Source organism: Streptomyces sp. NPDC025638, from assembly GCF_055558775.1.
Genome location: NZ_JBVHLX010000014.1, coordinates 103,611 through 123,245, shown reverse-complemented (window position 1 = coordinate 123,245; position 19,635 = coordinate 103,611). Strand labels below are relative to the sequence as shown.

At 70.7% G+C, this 19,635-nt stretch carries 20 protein-coding genes and 1 pseudogene; 6 read left to right on the top strand and 15 right to left on the bottom strand.

What is annotated here, in order from left to right:
• Positions 1-131 precede the first annotated feature (131 nt).
• Complete coding sequence (locus ACZ4EG_RS32550; RefSeq protein ID WP_453553089.1) at positions 132-482, bottom strand: ArsR/SmtB family transcription factor; 351 nt, start codon at positions 480-482, stop codon at positions 132-134.
• A gap of 212 nt (positions 483-694) precedes the next feature.
• On the opposite strand from ACZ4EG_RS32550, the gene ACZ4EG_RS32545 reads away from it, so the two are divergent.
• Both ACZ4EG_RS32545 and ACZ4EG_RS32540 read left to right on the top strand, forming a co-directional pair.
• Positions 695-880 carry a hypothetical protein gene (locus ACZ4EG_RS32545; protein ID WP_453553091.1) on the top strand — a complete coding sequence of 62 codons (186 nt, stop codon included), beginning with the start codon at positions 695-697 and terminating at the stop codon, positions 878-880.
• 34 nt (positions 881-914) lie between these two features.
• Positions 915-1,709 carry a 2-phosphosulfolactate phosphatase gene (locus ACZ4EG_RS32540; RefSeq protein WP_453553093.1) on the top strand — a complete coding sequence of 265 codons (795 nt, stop codon included), beginning with the start codon at positions 915-917 and terminating at the stop codon, positions 1,707-1,709.
• A gap of 10 nt (positions 1,710-1,719) precedes the next feature.
• Here ACZ4EG_RS32540 and ACZ4EG_RS32535 read toward each other — a convergent pair whose 3' ends face one another.
• The 8 genes from ACZ4EG_RS32535 to ACZ4EG_RS32500 all read right to left on the bottom strand — a co-directional run bounded on the left by ACZ4EG_RS32535 (position 1,720) and on the right by ACZ4EG_RS32500 (position 10,359).
• Positions 1,720-2,133, bottom strand: coding sequence for an STAS domain-containing protein (locus tag ACZ4EG_RS32535; RefSeq protein ID WP_467793162.1), 414 nt, complete (start codon positions 2,131-2,133; stop codon positions 1,720-1,722).
• A gap of 50 nt (positions 2,134-2,183) precedes the next feature.
• The gene (locus tag ACZ4EG_RS32530) at positions 2,184-2,633 is read right to left on the bottom strand and encodes an ATP-binding protein (protein WP_363296003.1); all 450 of its coding nucleotides are present in this window, start codon (positions 2,631-2,633) and stop codon (positions 2,184-2,186) included.
• Positions 2,634-2,636: 3 nt separating this feature from the next.
• Positions 2,637-3,044, bottom strand: a complete 408-nt coding sequence (locus ACZ4EG_RS32525) for a pyridoxamine 5'-phosphate oxidase family protein (protein WP_467793161.1) — start codon at positions 3,042-3,044, stop codon at positions 2,637-2,639.
• Positions 3,041-4,765 carry a SulP family inorganic anion transporter gene (locus ACZ4EG_RS32520; RefSeq protein ID WP_467793160.1) on the bottom strand — a complete coding sequence of 575 codons (1,725 nt, stop codon included), beginning with the start codon at positions 4,763-4,765 and terminating at the stop codon, positions 3,041-3,043. Before ACZ4EG_RS32520 ends, ACZ4EG_RS32525 begins: the two co-directional genes overlap by 4 nt.
• Positions 4,762-5,103, bottom strand: coding sequence for an ArsR/SmtB family transcription factor (locus ACZ4EG_RS32515; protein WP_363296000.1), 342 nt, complete (start codon positions 5,101-5,103; stop codon positions 4,762-4,764). The genes ACZ4EG_RS32520 and ACZ4EG_RS32515 overlap by 4 nt, the downstream gene beginning before the upstream one ends.
• 171 nt (positions 5,104-5,274) lie before the next feature.
• Positions 5,275-5,634, bottom strand: a complete 360-nt coding sequence (locus ACZ4EG_RS32510; protein ID WP_363295999.1) for a zinc ribbon domain-containing protein YjdM — start codon at positions 5,632-5,634, stop codon at positions 5,275-5,277.
• Between the two features lie 102 nt (positions 5,635-5,736).
• Positions 5,737-9,582 carry an nSTAND1 domain-containing NTPase gene (locus ACZ4EG_RS32505; protein ID WP_467793159.1) on the bottom strand — a complete coding sequence of 1,282 codons (3,846 nt, stop codon included), beginning with the start codon at positions 9,580-9,582 and terminating at the stop codon, positions 5,737-5,739.
• Between the two features lie 120 nt (positions 9,583-9,702).
• Positions 9,703-10,359: a TetR/AcrR family transcriptional regulator gene (locus tag ACZ4EG_RS32500; protein ID WP_467793158.1), complete on the bottom strand. Its 657-nt coding sequence runs from the start codon at positions 10,357-10,359 to the stop codon at positions 9,703-9,705.
• A 156-nt stretch (positions 10,360-10,515) separates the two neighbouring features.
• Here ACZ4EG_RS32500 and ACZ4EG_RS32495 point away from each other — a divergent pair, with 156 nt between their 5' ends.
• Positions 10,516-11,355 (top strand): patatin-like phospholipase family protein, encoded by an 840-nt coding sequence (locus ACZ4EG_RS32495; protein ID WP_467793157.1) that lies wholly within the window; start codon positions 10,516-10,518, stop codon positions 11,353-11,355.
• A 96-nt stretch (positions 11,356-11,451) separates the two neighbouring features.
• On the opposite strand, the gene ACZ4EG_RS32490 is transcribed toward ACZ4EG_RS32495, so the two are convergent.
• From ACZ4EG_RS32490 to ACZ4EG_RS32470, 5 genes are all read right to left on the bottom strand, one after another.
• Positions 11,452-12,249: a class I SAM-dependent DNA methyltransferase gene (locus tag ACZ4EG_RS32490; protein WP_467793298.1), complete on the bottom strand. Its 798-nt coding sequence runs from the start codon at positions 12,247-12,249 to the stop codon at positions 11,452-11,454.
• 218 nt (positions 12,250-12,467) lie between these two features.
• Positions 12,468-12,908 (bottom strand): hypothetical protein, encoded by a 441-nt coding sequence (locus ACZ4EG_RS32485; RefSeq protein ID WP_453553110.1) that lies wholly within the window; start codon positions 12,906-12,908, stop codon positions 12,468-12,470.
• Positions 12,905-14,050, bottom strand: coding sequence for a molybdopterin-dependent oxidoreductase (locus tag ACZ4EG_RS32480; protein ID WP_467793297.1), 1,146 nt, complete (start codon positions 14,048-14,050; stop codon positions 12,905-12,907). The genes ACZ4EG_RS32485 and ACZ4EG_RS32480 overlap by 4 nt, the downstream gene beginning before the upstream one ends.
• Positions 14,051-14,173: 123 nt before the next feature.
• Complete coding sequence (locus ACZ4EG_RS32475) at positions 14,174-14,608, bottom strand: ester cyclase (RefSeq protein WP_467793156.1); 435 nt, start codon at positions 14,606-14,608, stop codon at positions 14,174-14,176.
• 131 nt (positions 14,609-14,739) lie between these two features.
• A complete protein-coding gene (locus tag ACZ4EG_RS32470) occupies positions 14,740-15,348 on the bottom strand; it encodes a TetR/AcrR family transcriptional regulator (RefSeq protein WP_467793155.1) in 609 nt (202 codons plus the stop codon).
• Between the two features lie 104 nt (positions 15,349-15,452).
• Here ACZ4EG_RS32470 and ACZ4EG_RS32465 point away from each other — a divergent pair, with 104 nt between their 5' ends.
• The 3 genes and pseudogenes from ACZ4EG_RS32465 (at position 15,453) to ACZ4EG_RS32455 (ending at position 18,556) form a co-directional block, all read left to right on the top strand.
• Positions 15,453-16,601, top strand: a complete 1,149-nt coding sequence (locus tag ACZ4EG_RS32465) for an FAD-dependent oxidoreductase (RefSeq protein WP_467793154.1) — start codon at positions 15,453-15,455, stop codon at positions 16,599-16,601.
• A gap of 446 nt (positions 16,602-17,047) precedes the next feature.
• Positions 17,048-17,473 (top strand): annotated as a pseudogene (locus ACZ4EG_RS32460) (MFS transporter); the annotation flags it as partial.
• A 42-nt stretch (positions 17,474-17,515) separates the two neighbouring features.
• Positions 17,516-18,556, top strand: coding sequence for a helix-turn-helix domain-containing protein (locus ACZ4EG_RS32455; protein WP_467793153.1), 1,041 nt, complete (start codon positions 17,516-17,518; stop codon positions 18,554-18,556).
• A 212-nt stretch (positions 18,557-18,768) separates the two neighbouring features.
• Here the strand turns inward: ACZ4EG_RS32455 and ACZ4EG_RS32450 are convergent, their stop codons facing one another.
• Positions 18,769-19,605: a hypothetical protein gene (locus ACZ4EG_RS32450; protein WP_467793152.1), complete on the bottom strand. Its 837-nt coding sequence runs from the start codon at positions 19,603-19,605 to the stop codon at positions 18,769-18,771.
• Positions 19,606-19,635 lie beyond the last annotated feature (30 nt).

Sequence of the window (19,635 nt, the reverse complement as noted above, 5' to 3'; positions counted from 1 at the left end):
GAGCCCCTCCCTGACACGGTGAGGACTTGTCTGCGAGTGACCAACGCGCCATCCCGCGTGTGAAGTTACGGTGCTTTGCCGTGGTTTTGCGTCCTTGGTCGAACTCGTACGGGTTCGGGAGGAGGCCGTGGCTACGGCGGCGGTTTTCCTTCGCCCTGCGCGGCCTGCAGATGGGCGAGGAGTTCGGCCTGGTCGGCCAGTACTCCGGACAGGATCGTGCGGGCCACTCGAAGCAGGTCGGCAATGTGCGGGCTGGCCAGCGAGTAGTAGACGCTCAAGCCCTCCTTGCGGGTCCTGACCAGGTTCGCCCGCCGCAGCACGGCCAGTTGCTGCGAGAGATGGGCGGGCTCGATGCCCACTTCGGGAAGCATCTCCGACACCGCGTGCTCGCGCTCGCTCAGCAGCTCCAGGACACGGATGCGGGCCGGGTGGCCGAGGGTTTTGAAGAACTCGGCCTTGAGCTGATACAGCGGCGTACTCACCGCGCCTTCACCTCCCCGGTGCAGCAGCTCGGCCCCATCGGCCGGGCCTCGGCGCATCCCATCCACCCATTCGTCAACAACATGCGGCCCATCCTCGCGTGCGCCCCCGGCCGGGCCGAACCCACACTGAGCAGGAGAGCCACAATCCAGCGGTGACGACCTCAGCAATTGCTAAGATTAGCAACTGCTGAGGTCGTATGAGGGAGGTTTGCGTGAGGATCACCCCGCTGCGCGGCACCGGCGTCGTCTGGCACAAGTGCCCCGCCTGCCGTCTCGAGTGCCGGCCCGCCGCCCTGGCCCCGGGCGGCGCCTGCCCCCGCTGCGGCAACGCCCGGCTGCTGAAGCTGTCCCTGGGTGGCCACCCCGGCCGGTCGGCCTCCCACCGCAACGGCGACTGAACCACGCACGGCGGGCCGACCAGGGAGGGGCACGATGGGGGACTGGGACATCCAGCGCGGCACCGGAGTCCGCTTCGAATGGGGACCCGCAGGCGCACGTCGTCTCGCCTCCGAGGCCGCGTGCCTGGTCGCCGTCGACGTACTCTCGTTCACCACCGCAGTGAGCGTCGCCGTGGAGAAGGGAATTCGTGTCCTGCCCTTCTGGTGGCCGGGCGGGCCGGCGACCGAGGTGGAACGGACCGGCGCCGCGCAGGCCGCCGCCGCGTACGCCCGCCAGTCCGGCGCCAGGCTGGCCGCCCACCGCCACACCATCACCCCCGAGACGCCGTGGTCCCTGTCCCCCGCCCATCTGCGCGCCGCCCCCTTCGTGGCCCGCCTGGTGCTGCCGTCGCCGAACGGCGCGTCCATCGCGGCCGCAGCACCACGCGGCGTGCGGGTGATAGCCGCCTGTCTGCGCAATGTCTCCGCGGTCAGCAGCTGGATCGTCGCCCGCGGCTACGGCACCCCCGAGCATCCGATCGCCGTGATAGCCGCGGGTGAGCGGTGGTCGGACGGGAGCCTGCGTCCCGCCCTGGAAGACCTGCTGGGCGCCGGGGCCCTGATCTCCGAGCTCTGCTCCCAGGGTGCGGGCCCGCTCTCCGTGGAGGCCGCGGCCGCGAAGGCAGGCTACGAGGGCACCGCCGACCTTGCCCACGCGGTCGGCACCAGCGCGTCCGGTCGCCGGCTGGCCGCCCTGGGATTCGTCGAGGACGTGGCCATCGCCACCGAGGAAGACGTCTGCACCGTCGTGCCCGTACGGGACGGCGACGGCGCCTTCGCCCGGGGCTGAGCCGGAGAGGTCACTCGCCTGCCTGTTGTCCGGCCGGCCATCCGGTGGTGCGCCACTCGTGGCGCCCCTCCGCTTGTTCCGCGCGCTCCGGGCCGTGAACCGCCAGCGCGGCGGCCAGGTCGGCGTGGACCGGGATCGGCGGGCCGTCCCCGGTGGGGACGAGCGAACCGTCGGCTGGAATCGCGGCCAGCTCCAGGCTGCGGCCCGCGTCCTTGAGGCGCCGGGCGGCCTCGGTGATCGCCAGCTGCCCCTCGGCCGACCAGCTGCGCAGCTCGGTCAGGTCGACGACGACCGGGCCGGTGCCGCGCGCCAGCGCCCAGCCGACCGCGCCGGTGAAGCGCCGGACGGCGTCGGGGCCCAGGTATCCGGCGACGGACAGGATGCCGAAGTTGTCCTCGACGGTGTAGCGCCAGTCGATGGTCATGGTGGTGAACTTCCTTGCGCGGGTGGGCAGTGGACGTCCGCTGTCCGGGGTCAGAGGGGGAGGGTGATCCAGATGCTCTTGCCGCCGCCGTCGGCATCCGCGCGGACCACCGCGGTGCCGCCCAGGGCGAGCGTGAGCTCCATGACGGTCGCCAGACCGCCGGTGCCCGTTCCGGTGCCGGTGCCGGTGCCCGTGCCGGTGACCGACCCGTACAACGGGGGCTGGTACGGGTGGCGGTCGTGGACGGCCAGGGCCAGGCAGTCCTGGCCCGCCGCGTAGATCACCGTCAACTGCGGGGAGACCAGGGCGGCGTGCCGCACGCTGTTGGTGACCAGCTCGGCGAGGATCAGCAGGGCCGGGTCCACCGTGGGGTGACGCAGCCCGATCCCCCACTCGACCAGCGCCTGCTCAGCGGTCTCGCGGGCCATCCGTACAGCTGAGGGTTCGGCGGGCAGGGTGAGCACGTGCCGGTAGGGCAGGGCTTCCAGCTGTGTCGACATCACTCACGCCTCCCCGCGGGCGAGACGGAAGCCCGTGACCGTCTTGGGGTGCAGGCGCAGCAGGGTGTCATGCGGGCCGTGTGCCCAGCCGGACAGACTGCGCCGGTAGTGGGCGGCCTCATCGGGGTCCGTGACCACCTCGGCCGCTCCGGAGACGGTGACCGTCCAGCCGGTGCCGGACACGGCGCGGATGTCGTCCACCTGGTACGTCGCCGCCGTCGACACCGCCGCGGCGGGGGCGGGTGCACGGACGACCAGGCGGCCGTACTCCCATACGTGCCGAGCCGGCCGGATCACGGTCAGGTCCCGCTGCGCATACACCAGCCGCCCCAGACTGCTGCCCTCCAGCAGCCACAGGGCCTCCGCACCGGAGAGCTCGACCATACGAAGGTTGGCGGGAAGAGTGCTCATCGCAGGGCTTCCTCGCTGGGGGTTCGGGGGTTCGGTACGGGAAGGACGGGCAGGACGCCGGAGCACTCCAGGTGGTCACGGGCGGCCCGGATCGCGTCGGGGGTGGAGGCGTACTCGCGGCCCTCGGCGCTCAGCGACTCCAGCGCGCCGACGGAGTCGAGGACCTGGCGCTGACCGGGTCGTATGCCCGACGCCAGGACGACGATGCCGCGGCGGTGCAGCTTCTCCACCGCGTCCTTGAGGACCAGGGCGCCGGTGGCGTCCATGGTGGAGATCCGGGACATGCGCAGGATGACGACGCGGACGTCGGCGACCTCGGTCAGCTCCAGCAGGAAGCGGTGGGCGGCGGCGAAGAACAGCGGGCCGTCGATGCGGTACGCCACGATGTGCTCGGCCAGGAGCGCGTGCTCCTCGGCACTGTGGTCGCCCCGGTCGAGCGGCACCTGATCGAAGCGCGCCTGCTTGGCCACCGCACGCAGGGCGAGGGCGCCGGCCACGACGAGGCCGATGATCACGGCATACACGAGGTCCAGGGCCAGCGTCGCCACGGCGGTCAGGACGAGGATGAGAGCGTCGGAGCGGGTCGCCTTCGCCATGGCCTTCAGTGAGCCGACCTCGACCATGCGGATCGCGGTGGCCAGCAGGACACCGGCGAGCGCGGCCAGCGGGATCCGGGAGACGAGAGGCGCCGCCGCGAAGACGATCACGGCGAGAACGGCGGCGTGGGTGAGGGAGGCGAGGCGGGAGCCCGCGCCCGTGCGGACATTGACCGCGGTGCGCGCGATGGCGCCGGTCGCGGGCACGCCCCCGAACAGCGGGGCGGCGATGTTGGCCAGTCCTTGCCCGAACAGTTCCCGGTCCGGGTCGTGCTTCTGCCCCACCGTCATACCGTCCGCGACCGAGGCGGACAGCAGGGACTCCAGGGCGGCGAGGGCCGCGACCGCCACGGCGGGAGCGATCAGGGTCCCCACCGAGCCGAGGTCGAGGAAGGACAAGGACGGCACGGGCAGTCCCGCCGGAAGGTCGCCGATCGGCCTGGCCGCGTCCAGGTGGGCCAGCTGTGCCACGATCGTCGCCGCAACCACGGCGACGATCGAGAACGGCACGGCCGGCCGCCACCGGGCACCGAGCAGCATGATCGCGGCCACCGCGACGGCGAAGCCGACCGCCGTCCAGTTCGGAGCCTTCGCGAACTCCTCCACCGCGCGCCAGGTCACCACCAGCACCCGGTCGCCCTCCGGCTTGGGCACACCCAGTGCGTTCGGGATCTGCTGCAGGCCTATCACGCAGGCGATCCCGAGGGTGAAGCCCTCGACCACCGGGGCGGGCACATACTGCATGTACTTCCCGGCCCGCAGTACCGCCAGGCCGACGAGCAGCACGCCCGCCATCAGCCCGACGGTCAGCACTCCGCCCGGCCCGTACTCACCGACGATCGGCACCAGCACGACCGTCATGGCACCGGTCGGGCCGGAGACCTGCAGGTTGGATCCGCCGAACACCGCGGCGAGCGCCCCCGCGACCACGGCGGTCGCCAGGCCCGCCTCGGCGCCCAGCCCGGAGGAGACGCCGAAGCCGAGCGCGAGGGGCAGCGCGACGATCGCCACGGTCAGACCGGCGAGCAGGTCCCGGCGCGGGTCGCGCCGGATCTCCGCGAGGTCGGAGCGGTTCGGCAGCAGCACCATGATCCGGGCCCACGCCCGGCCGAAGGCCCAGGTCACTGCGCGACGACCTCGGCTTCCCGCAGCTCGGCCAGCAGCTCGCTCCGGCCCGCCAGCATCTCGGTGAGGATCCGCCGCGCGGCCTTCATGAGATCGGCGACATCGCCGCCGGCCAGTTCGTAGACGACCGTCGAGCCCTCGCGCGTCGAGGTGACGATGCCCGAGCGGCGCAGCACGGCCAGCTGCTGCGACAGGCCCGAAGCCTCGACCTCGATGGCGGCCAGCAGGTCCCGTACCGGCATCGGCCCGTCCTGCAGCAGCTCCAGCACTCGTATCCGCACGGGATGCCCCAGCATCCGGAAGAACTCGGCCTTGGCCTGGTACAGCGGAACGGACACGACTCCTCGGCTTCCCCTACGAGGCCCCACTGAGGGGGCAGACGCGAAACGCTGCGCCCGCGGCTACCTGCGAACACAGCAAACACAGCATCTAACTAATTGCGAACTTTTGCAATTCCGCATCCTGTGGCGCCCCGGGTGAAACCCGCCAGGGACCCCTGCTCGGGAGGGTCAGGCCTTCTTGACCACGCTCGACTTGAGCTGCATCGCTCCGAAACCGTCGACCTTGCAGTCGATGTCGTGGCCGTCGACCCCGTCGACCAGTCGGATGTTGCGCACCTTGGTCCCGGCCTTGATCCCGGAGGGGCTGCCCTTGACCTTGAGCGCCTTCACCACGACCACGGTGTCGCCGTCCTGGAGCACATTGCCGACGGCGTCCTTGACGACGCGCTCTCCGGCGAGGTCGCCGCCCTCGGCACCGGCCTCGGCGGGAACCCATTCGTGGCCGCACTCGGGGCACACCACCAGGGCGTTCATCTCGTAGGTGTACTCGCACGAGCACTTCGGACAGGGGGGAAGATTCTCGATCATCCCTCCAGCGTATCCGGCCTGGTACCTCGATCATTCCACTCGGCCGGGGCACGGACCGAGCGCCTACGCTCGGTGCCCGTCATTTCACCACGCGCCGATTGGTCATGGGCACGGCGGCTGGTACGGGAGGTTCCCCAGGTGGTTCCTCCACCGCTGCCGGTCAAGGGCGTTGCCGGTCATGGCACAGATGTGGCGCACGGCCTCGTCGACATCCAGGTCCCACAGGCGTGCCGTGCCGTCGTCGGCGCCCGTTGCCAAAGTGCGGCTTGCGGGGCCGAAGACCGCTGACCGCACGGCGTCGGAGTGGCCGACCAGCGCATCACCCGTGGCGGAGGGGTGCACGGGGTCGGTGACGTCCCACAGCCTGATCAGGCCGTCCGTGGTGCCGGTGGCGAGTGTGCGTGCGTCGGGGCCGAAGGCGAGCGCGGAGACGGAACCGGAGGCGTCGATCGAGGAGCTGAGCGGCCTTGGACGCGCCGCGTCCGAAACGGTCCACAGGCGCAGGGTTCCGTCCCTGGAGGCCACCGCAAGCGTGTGTCCGTGCGGGGCGAAGTCGACCGACTCTCCGGTGAGGGTCCGGGCAGCGCGGACCGGATGGGAGAAGTCGTGGGTGTCCCAGAACCTGACCCTCCGCGTGGAGCCCGCGAGGGCAAGCGTGTGTCCGTCGGGGCTCAGCGCGAGGGACGGGGCTGTGTCGAAGACGTCTTCCTCGGGAGACTCAGCGGTTCCGAGGAGGCGAGGACGGCCGGGACTGCCCACGTCCCACAACCGGACCCGGCCGCCGCCGTCGTCGGCCTGCCCATCTCCCCAGCCCTGTGCGGCACTTCCGCTGGACGCTTTGCTTCCGGCGTCGACGATGGGCTGCGCCACGACCTGGGGCTCCTCGTACTCGGCCATCGTGCGGCCGTCGGCGCTGAAGGACAGGGCGGCGATCATGTGCTCGCGCCTGGCCGACGTACGGCCCAGCCGGCGGGGACGCGCCGGATCGCTGACGTCCCACAGTCGCGTACCACCGTCCGGCTCCGCCACCGCGAGAAGGCGACCACGGGGCGCGAATACGGCGGAGGTGCCGGGAAGAGCGCCCAGACGCTTGGGGTTTCCGGTGTCCGCCGTGTCCCACAACCTCACTTGCTCCGGACCGCAGGTGGTGACCAGGCTCCGGCCGTCGGGGCTCATCCCGCTCACCGAAACATCGGAGCAGTCCGTCAGCACGGGCGGCAGGCTCCATACCCGGATGACCTGGTCGTCGGTGACCAGGCTGCGGCTGTCGCGGCCGAAGACGAGGGCAATGCCGCCATAGGACGTCTGGCCCAACGGTTCGCCCAGTTGCGTCGGTTCGTCATCGTTCGCGGTGCTCCACAGTTGGACTCCATTGTCCCCGGCCACGGCGAGCGTGCGGCCGTCGGGGCTGAAGGCCACCGCGGCGACTTCGGATCCGTCCGCATTCTCGAGCGGCGGGGAGAGAAGTTCCGGGCGTCGGGGGTCCGCGATGCCCCAGAGCCAGACCTGCGTATCGCCGTCGTCCGCGGCCAGGGTCCGCCCGTCCGGGCCGAACACCACGTCTTGTGTTCCGCCGGAACCAAGGTGCAGGACGCCCAGTGTCCGGAGGTGCATCGGATCGGCTGTGTTCCACAACTGTGTGTCGCCGCTCCGACTGCTCGCCGCGGCCAGGAGGTGTCCGTGCGGGCTGAAGGCGGGGAGGTCACCGGGCAGGGAGTGGCCCAGCCGTGCGGGGTGCCTGCGGTCACGCATGTCCCACAGGTAGACCCTCTGTCCGCCCGCCGCGAGCAGGCGTCCGTCGGGGCTCAGCGCAACGGTGTTGCCGATGGTGTCGCCGGGCAGGCCGAAAGTGGTGAGGTCGGCAGGGTGGCTGGGGTCGGAGGTGTCCCACAGCCGAATCCTCCCGTCGGTGTCGTCTTCGGCGGCCAGCAGGCTTCCGTCCCCGCTGAGCGCCACCACCGATCCGCGCAGGGCACGGCCCACGCGCCGGGGGTGGGTGACATCACGGATGTCCCACAGCCGGATGACGCGGTCGGGCCCGGCGAGAGCCAGCAGCCGGCGTGACGCGTCGGCGGGCACCCGGCCGTTGCCGATGTCGTTCGCATCGCCCGAGCTGCGGCTCTGGTCGGGAGTCTCGGAGAACAGCGTCGAATTGGCGGCGCTGAGCAGACTCGTGTATGTGCGAGCAGACCGGCGCATCCGGTACGACGCGATGTCGAGCTGGGCCGCCAGCGAGGCGTTCTGCACCTGTGCCGGGAGATGGATGCCACGGAGCTGGTCCGCCTCGGCGGCGATCTGCCGGGACATGGCAACCGTGCGCTGGGCGCGGGCTGTGGCACGCTGCTGGAAGGCGACGGTCGCCGCGGTTGCGGCCACGAGGACCAGGGCCGTCAGACCGGCGACCAGAGAACGCAAGCGCCGCGTGGTGCGCACAGCCGCCCGCTGTTCGCCGGCCCGGGCCTCCAGGCTCGCGGTCAGGAACGCGCCCTCCAGCCCGGTCAGGTCGTCCCGAACGGTGAAGGTCTCCTCGGCGGCGGCCAGGCGGGTGCCGCGGTAGAGCGCGCCGGGATCCCGGTCCAGCGCGTCCCAGGCCTGCGCCGCCTCGGTGAGCCGACGGTGCGCGCGCAGCCGTTCGCGGTCGCTGTCGATCCAGCCGCGCAGTCGGGGCCAGGCGGTGATGAGTGCCTCGTGCGCCAGGTCGACGGTGTCGTGGTCCAGGGTGATCAGCCGGGCGCGGGCCAGCCGCTCCAGGACGGTCGCCACGTCGCCGGGGTCGTTCGCGCCGAGTTCGGCGCGGGTGACGGGGCGGCGCGTGTCCTGTGTGCCGTCGCCCGGGGTGACGAGCCGTAGGAGGATGCGGCGGGCCAACTCGGCCTGGCCGGGCGTCAGTCGGGTGAAGACGCTCTCGGCGGTGCGGGCGACCGCACCGTGCAGGCCACCGGCCGCGTCGTACGCCTCCTCGGTCAGTGCGCGGCCCTTGCGGCGGTGCCAGGTCTCCAGCAGAGCGTGCGACATCAGCGGCAGGGCGCCGGGTTCGCCCTCGACCTCGTCGAGGATGCGGGCGGTCAGGGAACGCTCCACGATCAGCCCGCCGACCTGGGCGGGTCTGACCACTGCCGCACGCAGCTCATCGCGGCTCATGGGCCCGACCAGCAGGCTGCCGTCCTGCAGGGCGGCGGTCAGCCCGGGGTGTTCGGCGCAGCGGCCGAGGAAGTCGGCACGCACGGCGATGACGACACGCAGCCGAGCCGCGGGATCGGTGGCCGTCAGCAGGCGGTCGATGAACTGATCACGCTCCGCGGGGTCGGCGCAAAGGGTATAGATCTCTTCAAACTGATCGACGATCAGCCACGTGTCACCGTCGCCGTCCTTGGGTGTCAGGCGCGCGGCATGGGTGCGCAGCGGGTGCTCACCGGGGGTGAGGACGCGCAGCGCGGCGGGCTGCGGACCGGTCGGGCCCGGAGTGCGGAGGCGGGGGATGAGGCCGGCGCGCAGGAGCGAGGACTTACCGCTGCCCGAAGGGCCGAACACCGCGGTGAATCGGCGGGACGACGCGAGTTCGAGCAGCCGGCCGGTGGGCTCGTCCCGGCCGAAGAACAACTCGGCGTCGGCGGGTTCGAAGCGGGCCAGGCCCCGGTAGGGCGGCTCAGCGTCCTCGTCCTCGATGCGCGGCTCGGCCGCCGCTTCCTCGGCCGCCTCACGCCACCGCACCTCCCACTCCCCCGGATCTCCGCCGCAGGCACGGACGTAGGCCAGCGTCACCGGCAGTGTCGGCAGCCGCTCCCCCGCGGCCGCCTGCGACAAGGTGCTCGCGCCTTGCCCCGCGCCCTTCGCCATCGTCCGGTAGGTGGGACTGCCGGCTTCCGCCCGCAACTTGCGTAACTCGGCAGCAAACCGGGCCACCGGCCCGTGGCTCGGATCGAGCGGACTTTCCGGACGCCCCGCCACCGGCAGCGCCCCCTCCCGTTCTCGGCCGCTTCCCCCGTGGACGCGACGCAAGGCCGGACAAGGTACGTAGCCGAGGGGAGGAAGGCAACCCGAGGGTGCCCAGTTTGGCCAAGAAACCTCTCAACGCCGCCTGTGCGGGCCAAGATTGAGCAGCACCGTGCCGAGATGGGCGGAGGTGAGGGCCGGTCCGGGCAGAGGGGGCGTGGCCGGGCGGGCGCGAAGGCCGTCGAGGAGCAGGGTGAGCGGGCGGACCCAGGCGTCCGGGGCGACCGTGGTGAGCGCGGGAACGGCCCGGCCCAGTGCCGCAAGGGCGAAGAGCAGATCCTCGGTGATGAGGTCCCGGCGGATCGTGCCCTGTTCCTGACCGCGCCGGATCAGCCCGTCGATGGTTGTGCGGTTGTGGGCGTGGATCGCCTCCAGGGAAGTGACGCCTTCCAGGTTCGTGGTCATGAGGTCGTTGGTGCCGCGGTCTGCCGCCAAGCCCGCGAACACGGCTCGTAGGTACTGCGTCAGTCCCGTCCATGCGTCTTCGGCGGTTCGTGCTCGCTCCCCCGCCGCTGTGGTCTCGGTGAGCGCATCCCGGAAGACCTCATCGACGAGCGCGGCACGGGTCGGGAAATGGCGATAGAGGGTCGCGTTGCCCACGCCCGCCCGCCGGGCGATTTCATCGAGCGGGGCGTCCAGGCCCTGTTCGGCGAAGACCTCACGGGCCTTGTCCGTCAGCAGCTTCCGGTTGCGCACCGCATCACGGCGTCCTGCCGGCGGGCGGTCGCCCATCGTGTCTCCCTCGTCTCACCCCGCGTACCGGGGAGTGCTCCCCGGTACGGATGCTATCGTCAACCGGGCAACCGGGGACCATTCCCCGTTTTGCCTCCCATGGACGGGACGCTCGCGGCCGTACACGGGGATGCCGTTCACGAGGAAGGGGGAAACTTGTCCGACACCGCACTCGTGCTCGGCGGCGGCGGACCGGTGGGCGGGGCCTGGTTGACCGGAGTGCTCGCAGGGCTCACCGGAGCCGGGATCGATCTCCGCAGCGCCGACGTCGTGATCGGTACCTCCGCCGGTGCCGTCTTCGGATCCCGACTCCTGGCAGGCGTCCCGGCTGCGGATCTGTACGAGCGCCAACTGTCTGGAGCGGACGCGGTCCAACTGCCGGTGACAGCGCGCCAGACGGCGCGCTTCCTCTGGGCGGCGCTCGGCTCCCGCGACCCCCAGCGGTCCATCGAACGCCTCGCCCGGGCAGCGCTACGCACCCGGACCGCCCCGGAGTCGGAGGTCTTCGATACGGTCGGCGCGCTCCTGGGCGAGGTACGCGACTGGCCCGAGCGCAAGCTGCGGATCACCGCAATCGACGTGCAGACCGGACAACTTGAGGTGTTCGACTCGCGCTCTGGAGTGGCACTCCTCGAAGCGGTCGCGGCGAGCTGCGCCGTGCCCGTCGTATGGCCACCCGTTGCCGTGGCCGGCCGACGCTGGATGGATGGCGGCAGTCGTGCGACCGCCAACCTTCAGCTGGCACGCGGGTACCGCCGGGTGCTGGCGGTCGTGCCGATCCCCCAGGCGGTCGGGCCGCATCCGAGCGCCTCGCAACAGGCCGCGGAACTGTCCGACGACGGGGCGCATGTCGTCCTGCTGACCCCGGACCACACAGCGCGCCGTGTCATGGGCCGCAACATGACGGATGACAGGCGTCGGCCGGCCGCCGCCCGCGCGGGCCACACCCAGGCCAGTGCCCTGGCCCCTTCGGTGGCGGACGTCTGGCAGGGGTGACGTGGCGTCACGGTGTGAATCAGTCCCCAGCGGTTGCAGGAGGTGGCGGCGTCGCGGAGGCCCCGGAGCCTGGTTGGTGTGAGGTGGCGGTGTCGCTCATGGCCGTGTGGGCCCCGTATGGGTGGCCGTGAGGTGGTCGTCGTGGGCCGTGGAGGACTCGACGTACCCGGGATTCGGGCGGTGGAGTTCCACGAAGGGGCGGCCGGCGACCGTCCACCGACCGGTGAGAGCCCAGCCGGAAGCGTCGGCGGCATCCAGCAGCGCGGTCGTACCGACGCGGGCCCAGGCGAACGGCCGCCCGTGGCGCCCGTGAGCGTCCTCGACGCGGACAGTGAGGCGCTCGTCGACGTCATCGCCGGCCGCCTCGACCAGCAGACGGCCACCGGGGCGGACCACGCTCCGCATGCGGACGAGCAGGGCGACCGGGTCGCCGCCGATCCCCACGTTGCCGTCCATCAGCAGAGCGGTGCCCCAGCGGCCCTCTCTCGGCAGGCGGTCGAAGACGGACCGCCGCAGGGCAACTCCGCCGTGACGCCGGGTCCTGGCGATGGCGGCCGGGCTGATGTCCACGCCCAGCGCCGGTACGCCGCGCGCGGCCAGGGCGGCCACCAGGCGTCCCGGTCCGCAGCCGACGTCCAGGACGGGACCGGTGCAGCGGCGCAGCACGCCGGTGTCGGCGGTATCGGGGGCGGCGCACCACCGCTCCACGTCCAGCGGGAGCAGTTCTGCCGCCCCGGGCGTGCAGGGTGTCATGCGGCGCAGGTACAGCGGACCGCGGCCGGTGCGCAGGGCACGGGCGTAGGGATCGTCCGTCCAGGGCTCACCGGGCTCCGCGGGCGCGAGCCGATCGGCGGGCGGTGCCGGCGCAACGAGGTGTGCGGGCAACGGAATCACGACCTGCGCGAATGCGGTCAGGACCGCGGCGTAACGCGAGCCGGGTCGGCAGAGGCCGGCCACTGGAGCGGCGTCGGCTCCGGTGTCGACGTCCCGGAGCAGCGGCAGCGCCGCGGCCTCGTCGAGTCGGGGCAGTACGACGGCCACACGGAAGGAGGATGTCTCAATCACCCCACTCACCCTACGAACGCAAAGCAGACATAAGGGGTTTGGTGTTCTTACCGATCGCTGACATCGCCATTCCTTACGGATCGCTGACGTCGCCACCGGGACCGGGCCTGGGCGAACACCCGCACGGGAACCAAGAGGGTCGTCACTGCGGCCACGGCCACCAGCGCGATGAGCCAGTTGCGCGGATAGTCCAGGGGGAGCACCGAGGCGTTGGCCCGCGGCCCCGGGCGCAGCAGAACCGGCAGCGCCACCACCGTCAACGCGCCCGCGGCCAGCAGCGCCCCGCGGACCGGCCCGCGAGCGCCGCCACGGACCAGCACCAGCCCTGCCAGCAGCACCAACGGCGCGATCAACGCGTCGTGCAGAACGATCGCCCCGCCCAGCCAGAGCAGTACGTCCGTCAAGTCACGGACGTCGACCAGCAGGGACGCGCCGACGCTCATGAGCGCAACGCCGAGCCCACCCGCGAGGTAACGCGTCACCTTCATGCCAGCACCTCCAGCCGGCCCACCCACTTGGTCTGCAGCACGCCCGGACGGTTGGGGGCGATGAGCCGCGCCGGGTAACCGTGGTCGGGGTCGAGTTCTTCTCCGTTCAGGCGCAGGGCGAGCAGGGTCAGCGGGTCGCGGGCGTGTTCGTGCCCCATCTCCGACACCCGGTAGCCGCCGCGCAGTTGCAACGACACCACCCTCACCCGCGCATGCGGCGGAGCGCCCGCCCGCTCCAGCAGGTCCACGATCCGCACGCCCGTCCAGTGCGCCGACTTGCTCCAGCCCTCCACGCAGGCCATCGGCAACTCCACCACGTGCTGGGGCAGAGCACGCAGTTCGTCCAGCGTCAGGGTGTACGGCCGCGGCCCGGCCACCACCAGGCGGTACTCCTCGTCGGCGATCCGGCCGACTCCGGCCGCCGCAGCGGTCCGGTTGACGGGCAGGGCCTGCGGGCCGTGGTCCGGATGGCGGGGCGCGATCAGGATGAAGTCCTTCAGAGGAGTGAAGGACTGGCCCACCGTGGTCAGCGTGACGGCCCCGACGGCCGCGCCCACCGCGGTCAGCAGCGACCGCCGGTCGGGACCGTCCTGCGCGGGCAGGGCGAGAGTCCCGGGCGACCGTCGGCTCCAGTGCGCCCGGATCTCGGGTGCCTTGACCGCGATGTGCAGGACCAGCGCCCCGACCACCAGCCACGCCACCGCGTAGTGCACCGGCACGAACGAGAACGGCCACGGGTACCACTGGGCCGTGTTCAGCAGCCCGGTGGCCAGTTCGAAGACGGCCCCGGCGACCAGCACCGCGACCGACAGCCGCTCGAGCGCGTGCCGGACCGACCGCAGCGGCGGCCACTCGAACAAGCGCGGATACACGGTCCACAACTTGGCCAGCAACAGCGGAATCGCCGCGATACCGGAGGCGACATGCAGGCCCTGGGTGACCCGATAGCCCCATGCCGGACGGCTCGGGATGTCGATGGCCGGCCAACTCGACGGATGTTGCATGAAGTGGCTGATCAGACCGGTGACGAAGCACACGCCGAACGCCGCACCCAGCCAGCGACCGATCGAGGTCGCCGTGCGGGCATCGTGCAGCCTGCCCTTGAACACCGGTGGAGAGACACGCAGTTTCATGCCCTCCATCCCACTCGCCACGAGGCCGTTTCGGAGCATGTGAACCCTTACGGAACAGGGACGTCTCCGGCCTCCGGTAGTCGCTGTCGGCCCGGGCAGAGGCCGGACCGCGTCGGCGGCCCGTGGGCCTCGTCAGGACGGGAGGGCGCCGAGCCGGCGGAGCTGCGCGAGGACGTCGACGATGCCGCGGATCTCGGTGATCAGCCCGTCGGTGAAGCGGAAGATGAAGATCTCGTCGTAGGTGACGGTCTTTCCGGTGGGCGGCAGGCCCTGGTACTCACCCCGGTGGGTCCCGGTCACCGTGTTCCTGGAGACGACCTTGTCGCCCTCCGTGATCGTCTCCTCGATGGCGACGTGGATGTCGGGGAACGCGCGCAGGAGTACCTCCCACACCCGCTTCAGGGCCTCCGCTCCCGTCGCGCCCATCGGTACCGGGGCGTGGAAGAGCACGTCCGGTGCGACGAACTCGTCGATGGCCTTCGCGACCGCTTCCGGGTCGCCACTGTTCATGGCGGAGTGGAAGCGGTGGAGCGTCGCTGTGTTGAGTGGTGCTCCGGCTGCCGGCATGCGGCCTCTCCTCTGCTCTGTGCTGCACGGTGTCTCAGCAGTAGGACGAGGCAGCCGCCGGGAATGTGACACGAAGCGCGGACGAGGACCTGGAGCCGCTGAAAGGTGAGATCAGGAGCTCATGGAACAACCTAGGAGCCTGTGATCGCAGCCCCGGCATCATGCTGTGACTGCCAACCGTGGATCAGTAGGTCGAACACCGTCTCCACAGCCGCGCGCGGATCGTGTCGGCCCTTGGCCAAGGTCGGGATTTCCAGGACGAACCGCGCAAGTGCCGAGCATGCGAGATCGTCGGCTTCTCGGCCGAGCTCCTCCGCGATTGCGGCGCTGAGCGTGCCCGCGTGCCGCATCCACATACGCTCCGCGTACTCACGGAGCGCGGGCGTGTGATCCACCAGTGCGGTCAGCCTGGCCAGACGCGGATCCGAGGCGATGGGCACCCAGGACTTCAGCACGTGCGCGCGGAGTGCCTCGACCACGTCTTGGCCCGCGGGCCGTTCGCGGACGGCGGCGGCCAACTGTGCATCGACGTCCTCCTCGCGGTCGAAGACCAGCGCTTCCTTGCTCGGGAAGTGCGCGAAGAGGGTCGTAGTCGATACATCGGCTCGTTCGGCGATGTCGCGGACGCCCACGCGTTCGAACCCGTGCTCCAGGAAGAGCTCCAGTGCGGCATCGGCGATGGCTTGCCTCGTCGCGGCCTTCTTGCGCTCGCGACGGCCAACGGTCGGGGAGTCGGACATGGCGTCACTGTACCTCACCACTGGAACGAAGCAGAAACTGTAATGGTTGCACTTATGGACTCGATTCTGCTTTGGTGGAGCCCCACCGACGAAAGGAATCCACCGTGAACTCTCCGACCCCCGCAAACGCACGGATCAGCATCATCGGCGCCGGCCCGGGAGGCCTCACGTGCGCACGCATCCTGCAGCGGCACGGCATTGCGGTGACGGTGTACGACCGCGATCCCGACGCGCACTCCCGCAACCAGGGAGGCTCACTCGACCTGCACGAGGACGACGGCCAGCCGGCACTCCGTGAAGCGGGCCTGCTGGACGAGTTCTTCGCGCTCGCCAGGTTCGAGAGCCAAGAAATGCGCCGCATGGACCCGGCAGGACGTCTTCTTGCCCACCACCTGCCGGGCGAGGGCGAAACCGCCAGCCCCGAGATCGACCGTGGACAGCTTCGCGACCTCCTGCTGCGGTCACTCGCTGCGGGGACGGTTCAGTGGGGACGCACTCTCGCATCGGTGAGCGGACCGGCCGACGGGCCGCGAACGCTGACGTTCACCGACGGGACGTCCCTTGAGACGGATCTCGTGATCGGTGCGGACGGCGCCAACTCCCGCGTCCGCGCTGCCGTGTCGCCCGCGACACCGCGCTACACCGGGGTCAGCTTCCTGGAAGCGTGGTTCGACGACATGGAGACCACGCACCCCGAGCTTTCCGAACTGGTCGGGAAGGGCAACGCCCACATCGCCGACGGCGCACGCGGCCTCTTCGCACAGCGCAACGGCGGCGGCCACATGCGTGTCTACATCATGCGGCGCGTCCCTGCGGGCTGGATCATGACGAACGGGCTTCACCCCGAGGACACCGAAAGCATCCGCGCGCAACTGCTGAGCGAGTTCACGGACTGGTCTCCGCGGATACTCCGGATGATCACCGACAACGACGGCGCATACGTCGATCGTCCGCTCTTCGCCCTGCCGGTGCCGCACACTTGGGAGCACTCACCCAGCGTCGCGCTGCTGGGAGATGCCGCCCACCTCATGCCACCGCTCGGCGTCGGCGTCAACCTCGCCATGCTCGACGCCTGCGAACTCGCGCTCGCACTCGCCCACTCCCCCACCATCGACGAAGCTGTGCACCGCTACGAGGAGTCGATGTTCCCGCGCTCGACCGAAATTGCCCAGATGCTCGAAGGCGGCGCTGATTCTCTTCTGTCCGTGCCTGACGCCGATGAACTCGAACGATTCGGTCAGGCCCAGCGCTGACGATCCTCCCTCCGGAGGGCGAGACGGTTGCACGGATCTCCTTCCCAGGTCGGCTTGGACGTCCAGGTCCCGGGGACGACGTTGCGGGAGCGGCACGTCGGGAGGATGGGCGCATGACCAGCACGCAGTTCCGCTCCGCCGCTTCGTCCCCGCCTCGCTGGGCGTGCGGGCCGCCCACGTCACGGCACTGCTCACGCTCGGCTTGGTCCGGCCGTGGGGAGAAATTCCGCCGTACTGGATCCCGCTGCTCGGCGGCCGCCGTGTCCACCCGCTCACAGCCGTCGTACCGGCCGGCCTCGGAGCCATCGCACTGACTTCTTGTGGGCCCCGTTCGCGCTCTGGTGGACCTTGCCCCACCACGGCCTGACCGCCCTCGGCAGGGCCATCGTCGAGTGCCTCTACCTCCCCCGGTCGCCTGGGGGACCACTGCTGGGCGTCATCACCACGCGGCCGCACTCGGCGACGGCGTGTTCCTGTTCGTGCCCGCACTGCACGGCTCCTCTGTGGTGACGGTTCCCGCGCTCCTTGCGGTCAACTTCGCCTTCGGGACCTTCAGCCAGCTGGTGAATGTCACGGTCATGGCCGTCCGGCAGACCGTCACTCCGGACGGCATGCAAGGGCGCGCGGCCGCGACGATCAACTTTGTCGGCATGGGGCTGACCCCGCTCGGGTCGCTGCTCGGCGGCTTTCTCGCGGAAGTATGGGGGACGCGCACCAGCCTCCTGGTAACAGCCGCAGGCATGTTGCTGTCGCCGGCACTGATGGCCCTGTCCCCCCTCGCCCGCCTGGGGCGGACGCTTCCCGGTCCGCCGGAGACTCCCCACCCTGGAGAGGACGTTGCCGCTGCGCGGCTCCGAGACACCCGCGCCTGAACGTCTCGCGGGGCGTGAGCAGCCCTGTGATTGACTACCACCGTGTTGCCCGAAACCGTCTTCACCACCCAGGATCTTCCGGCGAGCGACCGCTTCGAGGCTTGGACGGAGCAACTGGGCCGCACCCACGCGCCGATGCAGCTGAGCAGCGAGCGCACCGCGGACTACCGGGGACACCAGCGCGTGATCGGGCTGGGCGACGTGACGCTGTGGCCCGCGACCTTCGACCACCTGGTCTTCCGCCGGACGCCCAGGCTCGTGCGCCGGTCCGACCCGGAGGTGTTCCACCTGTCCCTGCTGCGGCACGGCGACGGCGCGGCAAGTTGGGGCCGGCAGCAGGTGGCGTACCGGATCGACGACTTCCACGTGAACTACTCGTCCCGGTCCTACGAGATATCCACCGGACCGGACCCCGTCACCATCGTCGGGGTCGAGATCCCGCGCGCCGCCCTGAATCTCCCGGCCGACCGGGCCGACCAGGTGGTCGGACGCCGGATATCCGGCCGGGAGGGCATGGGTGCGTTGCTCGCGGGGATGCTCGTGCAACTGACCTCGGACACCTCTCCCTACCGGGCAGCCGACGCGGAGCGGCTGGGCATGGTCGTCACCGATCTCGTCACTGCCGTTTTCGCTCATGCCCTCGACGCGGAGCCGGAATTGCCGCCCGAGACTTACGCCCGCACCCTGACCCTGCGCATCAAGTCCTTCATCCGGCGGCATCTGGCCGATCCGGAGCTGACCCCCACGAACATCGCCGCGGCCCACCACATCTCGCGCAGCTACCTCTACCGCCTCTTCCAGGACGAGGGCCTGACTGTGGCCTCGTACATTCGCGACCAGCGGCTGACCAACGCCCGCCGGGACCTCACCGACCCCGACCTGCGCACGCTCCCCGTCCACGCCGTGGCCACCCGTTGGGGCTACTCCCGCCCCGGCGACTTCACCAGGGCCTTCCGTGCCGCACATGGCATGGCACCCAGTGAACTGCGGGACCAGGCGCTGAACCGAACAGCCGTGGACGGTGTGCACACGGCCGTGGACGCTGTGCGAACGACAACCCTCGACGCACTCGCACATCATTGATTCCGGCCGCTCAACAGGCTCACGTGCCCGATGGCGTGCCAGGGCCACGGGGGTGCCCTGGCACGCCCAGTGCACAACAGCGCCTCGGCCCGTCGGCGTCGGTCCGTCCGTGGACCGACGCCGACGGACAGAGGACGCACCGCGCGAGGCAGGCGCCGAACCCACCACCTGCGGGCCCCAGGTCCGGGATCACGCCGACTCAGCGATCGCTCTCAGAGGTCCGGCTCGCCATGGCTCACGAAGAAGTGTCCGGAGGCGTGGCTCATGGAGTGTCCCAGCTGCACATCTGTCAGCATGCGCAGGATGAACTCGCCGGCCCCGCAATCGAATCGCTGATCGTCGCCGTCATGTGACTGCGTGACCACGGTCCACGAGTCGGGATCGGTCGCGCCCGTCATCCACATGAGGAGCTCGTATTCGGACCAGCCAAAAGGCAGGAGTCCGCCGCGCGCCGGGTCGAATCCGTCGCTCTTCCACGGATTTCGGCCGGCGCCGGAATCACGGGGCACGGCAAGCTCGAAGTACTCGTCGAAGCTGCCCGCGCCGAACAGATCGACGATCTCCTTGTAGTCGCTGGGCAGCCGCGTGCCGAGGTCGGCCTCGATGGTGGGCCAGTCGATGCGGGGCCGGAGTATCGGTTCCCAGCCCGTGACCATGCGCAGTTTCTCGGCCCAGGACGCGCTCTCGGGGAAACCTGCGAATGCCGGGTCCTCACGGTGGGCGATCACAGCGACCGTACGGGGCCCTTGCGGGGAGGCCATCATGCCGCACCCGACCCAGCGGTTCCGGTAGCCCCAGCCCCGCATCTCGAACAACTCCCCTGCCCCAAAAGGCTCGACCAGCGGCAGGCCGGTACGTTCGGTCAGCGACGGATCGACGAACGCGCCCGCTGCCAGATTCCGGTGCTGCCCTGCCCACGAACCGATCTCCGCAACAAGTTCTTGGAGGTCCGTGCCCTGCGGAGCCTCCATGATGACGGGTTGGTCGCGATCAGGGGGATTCCCCTCGATGCCACGCCAGACGCTGTCGACGAATGCGCTGATTCCCATGGCGGACAGTCAAGCCCATGCCACTGACAT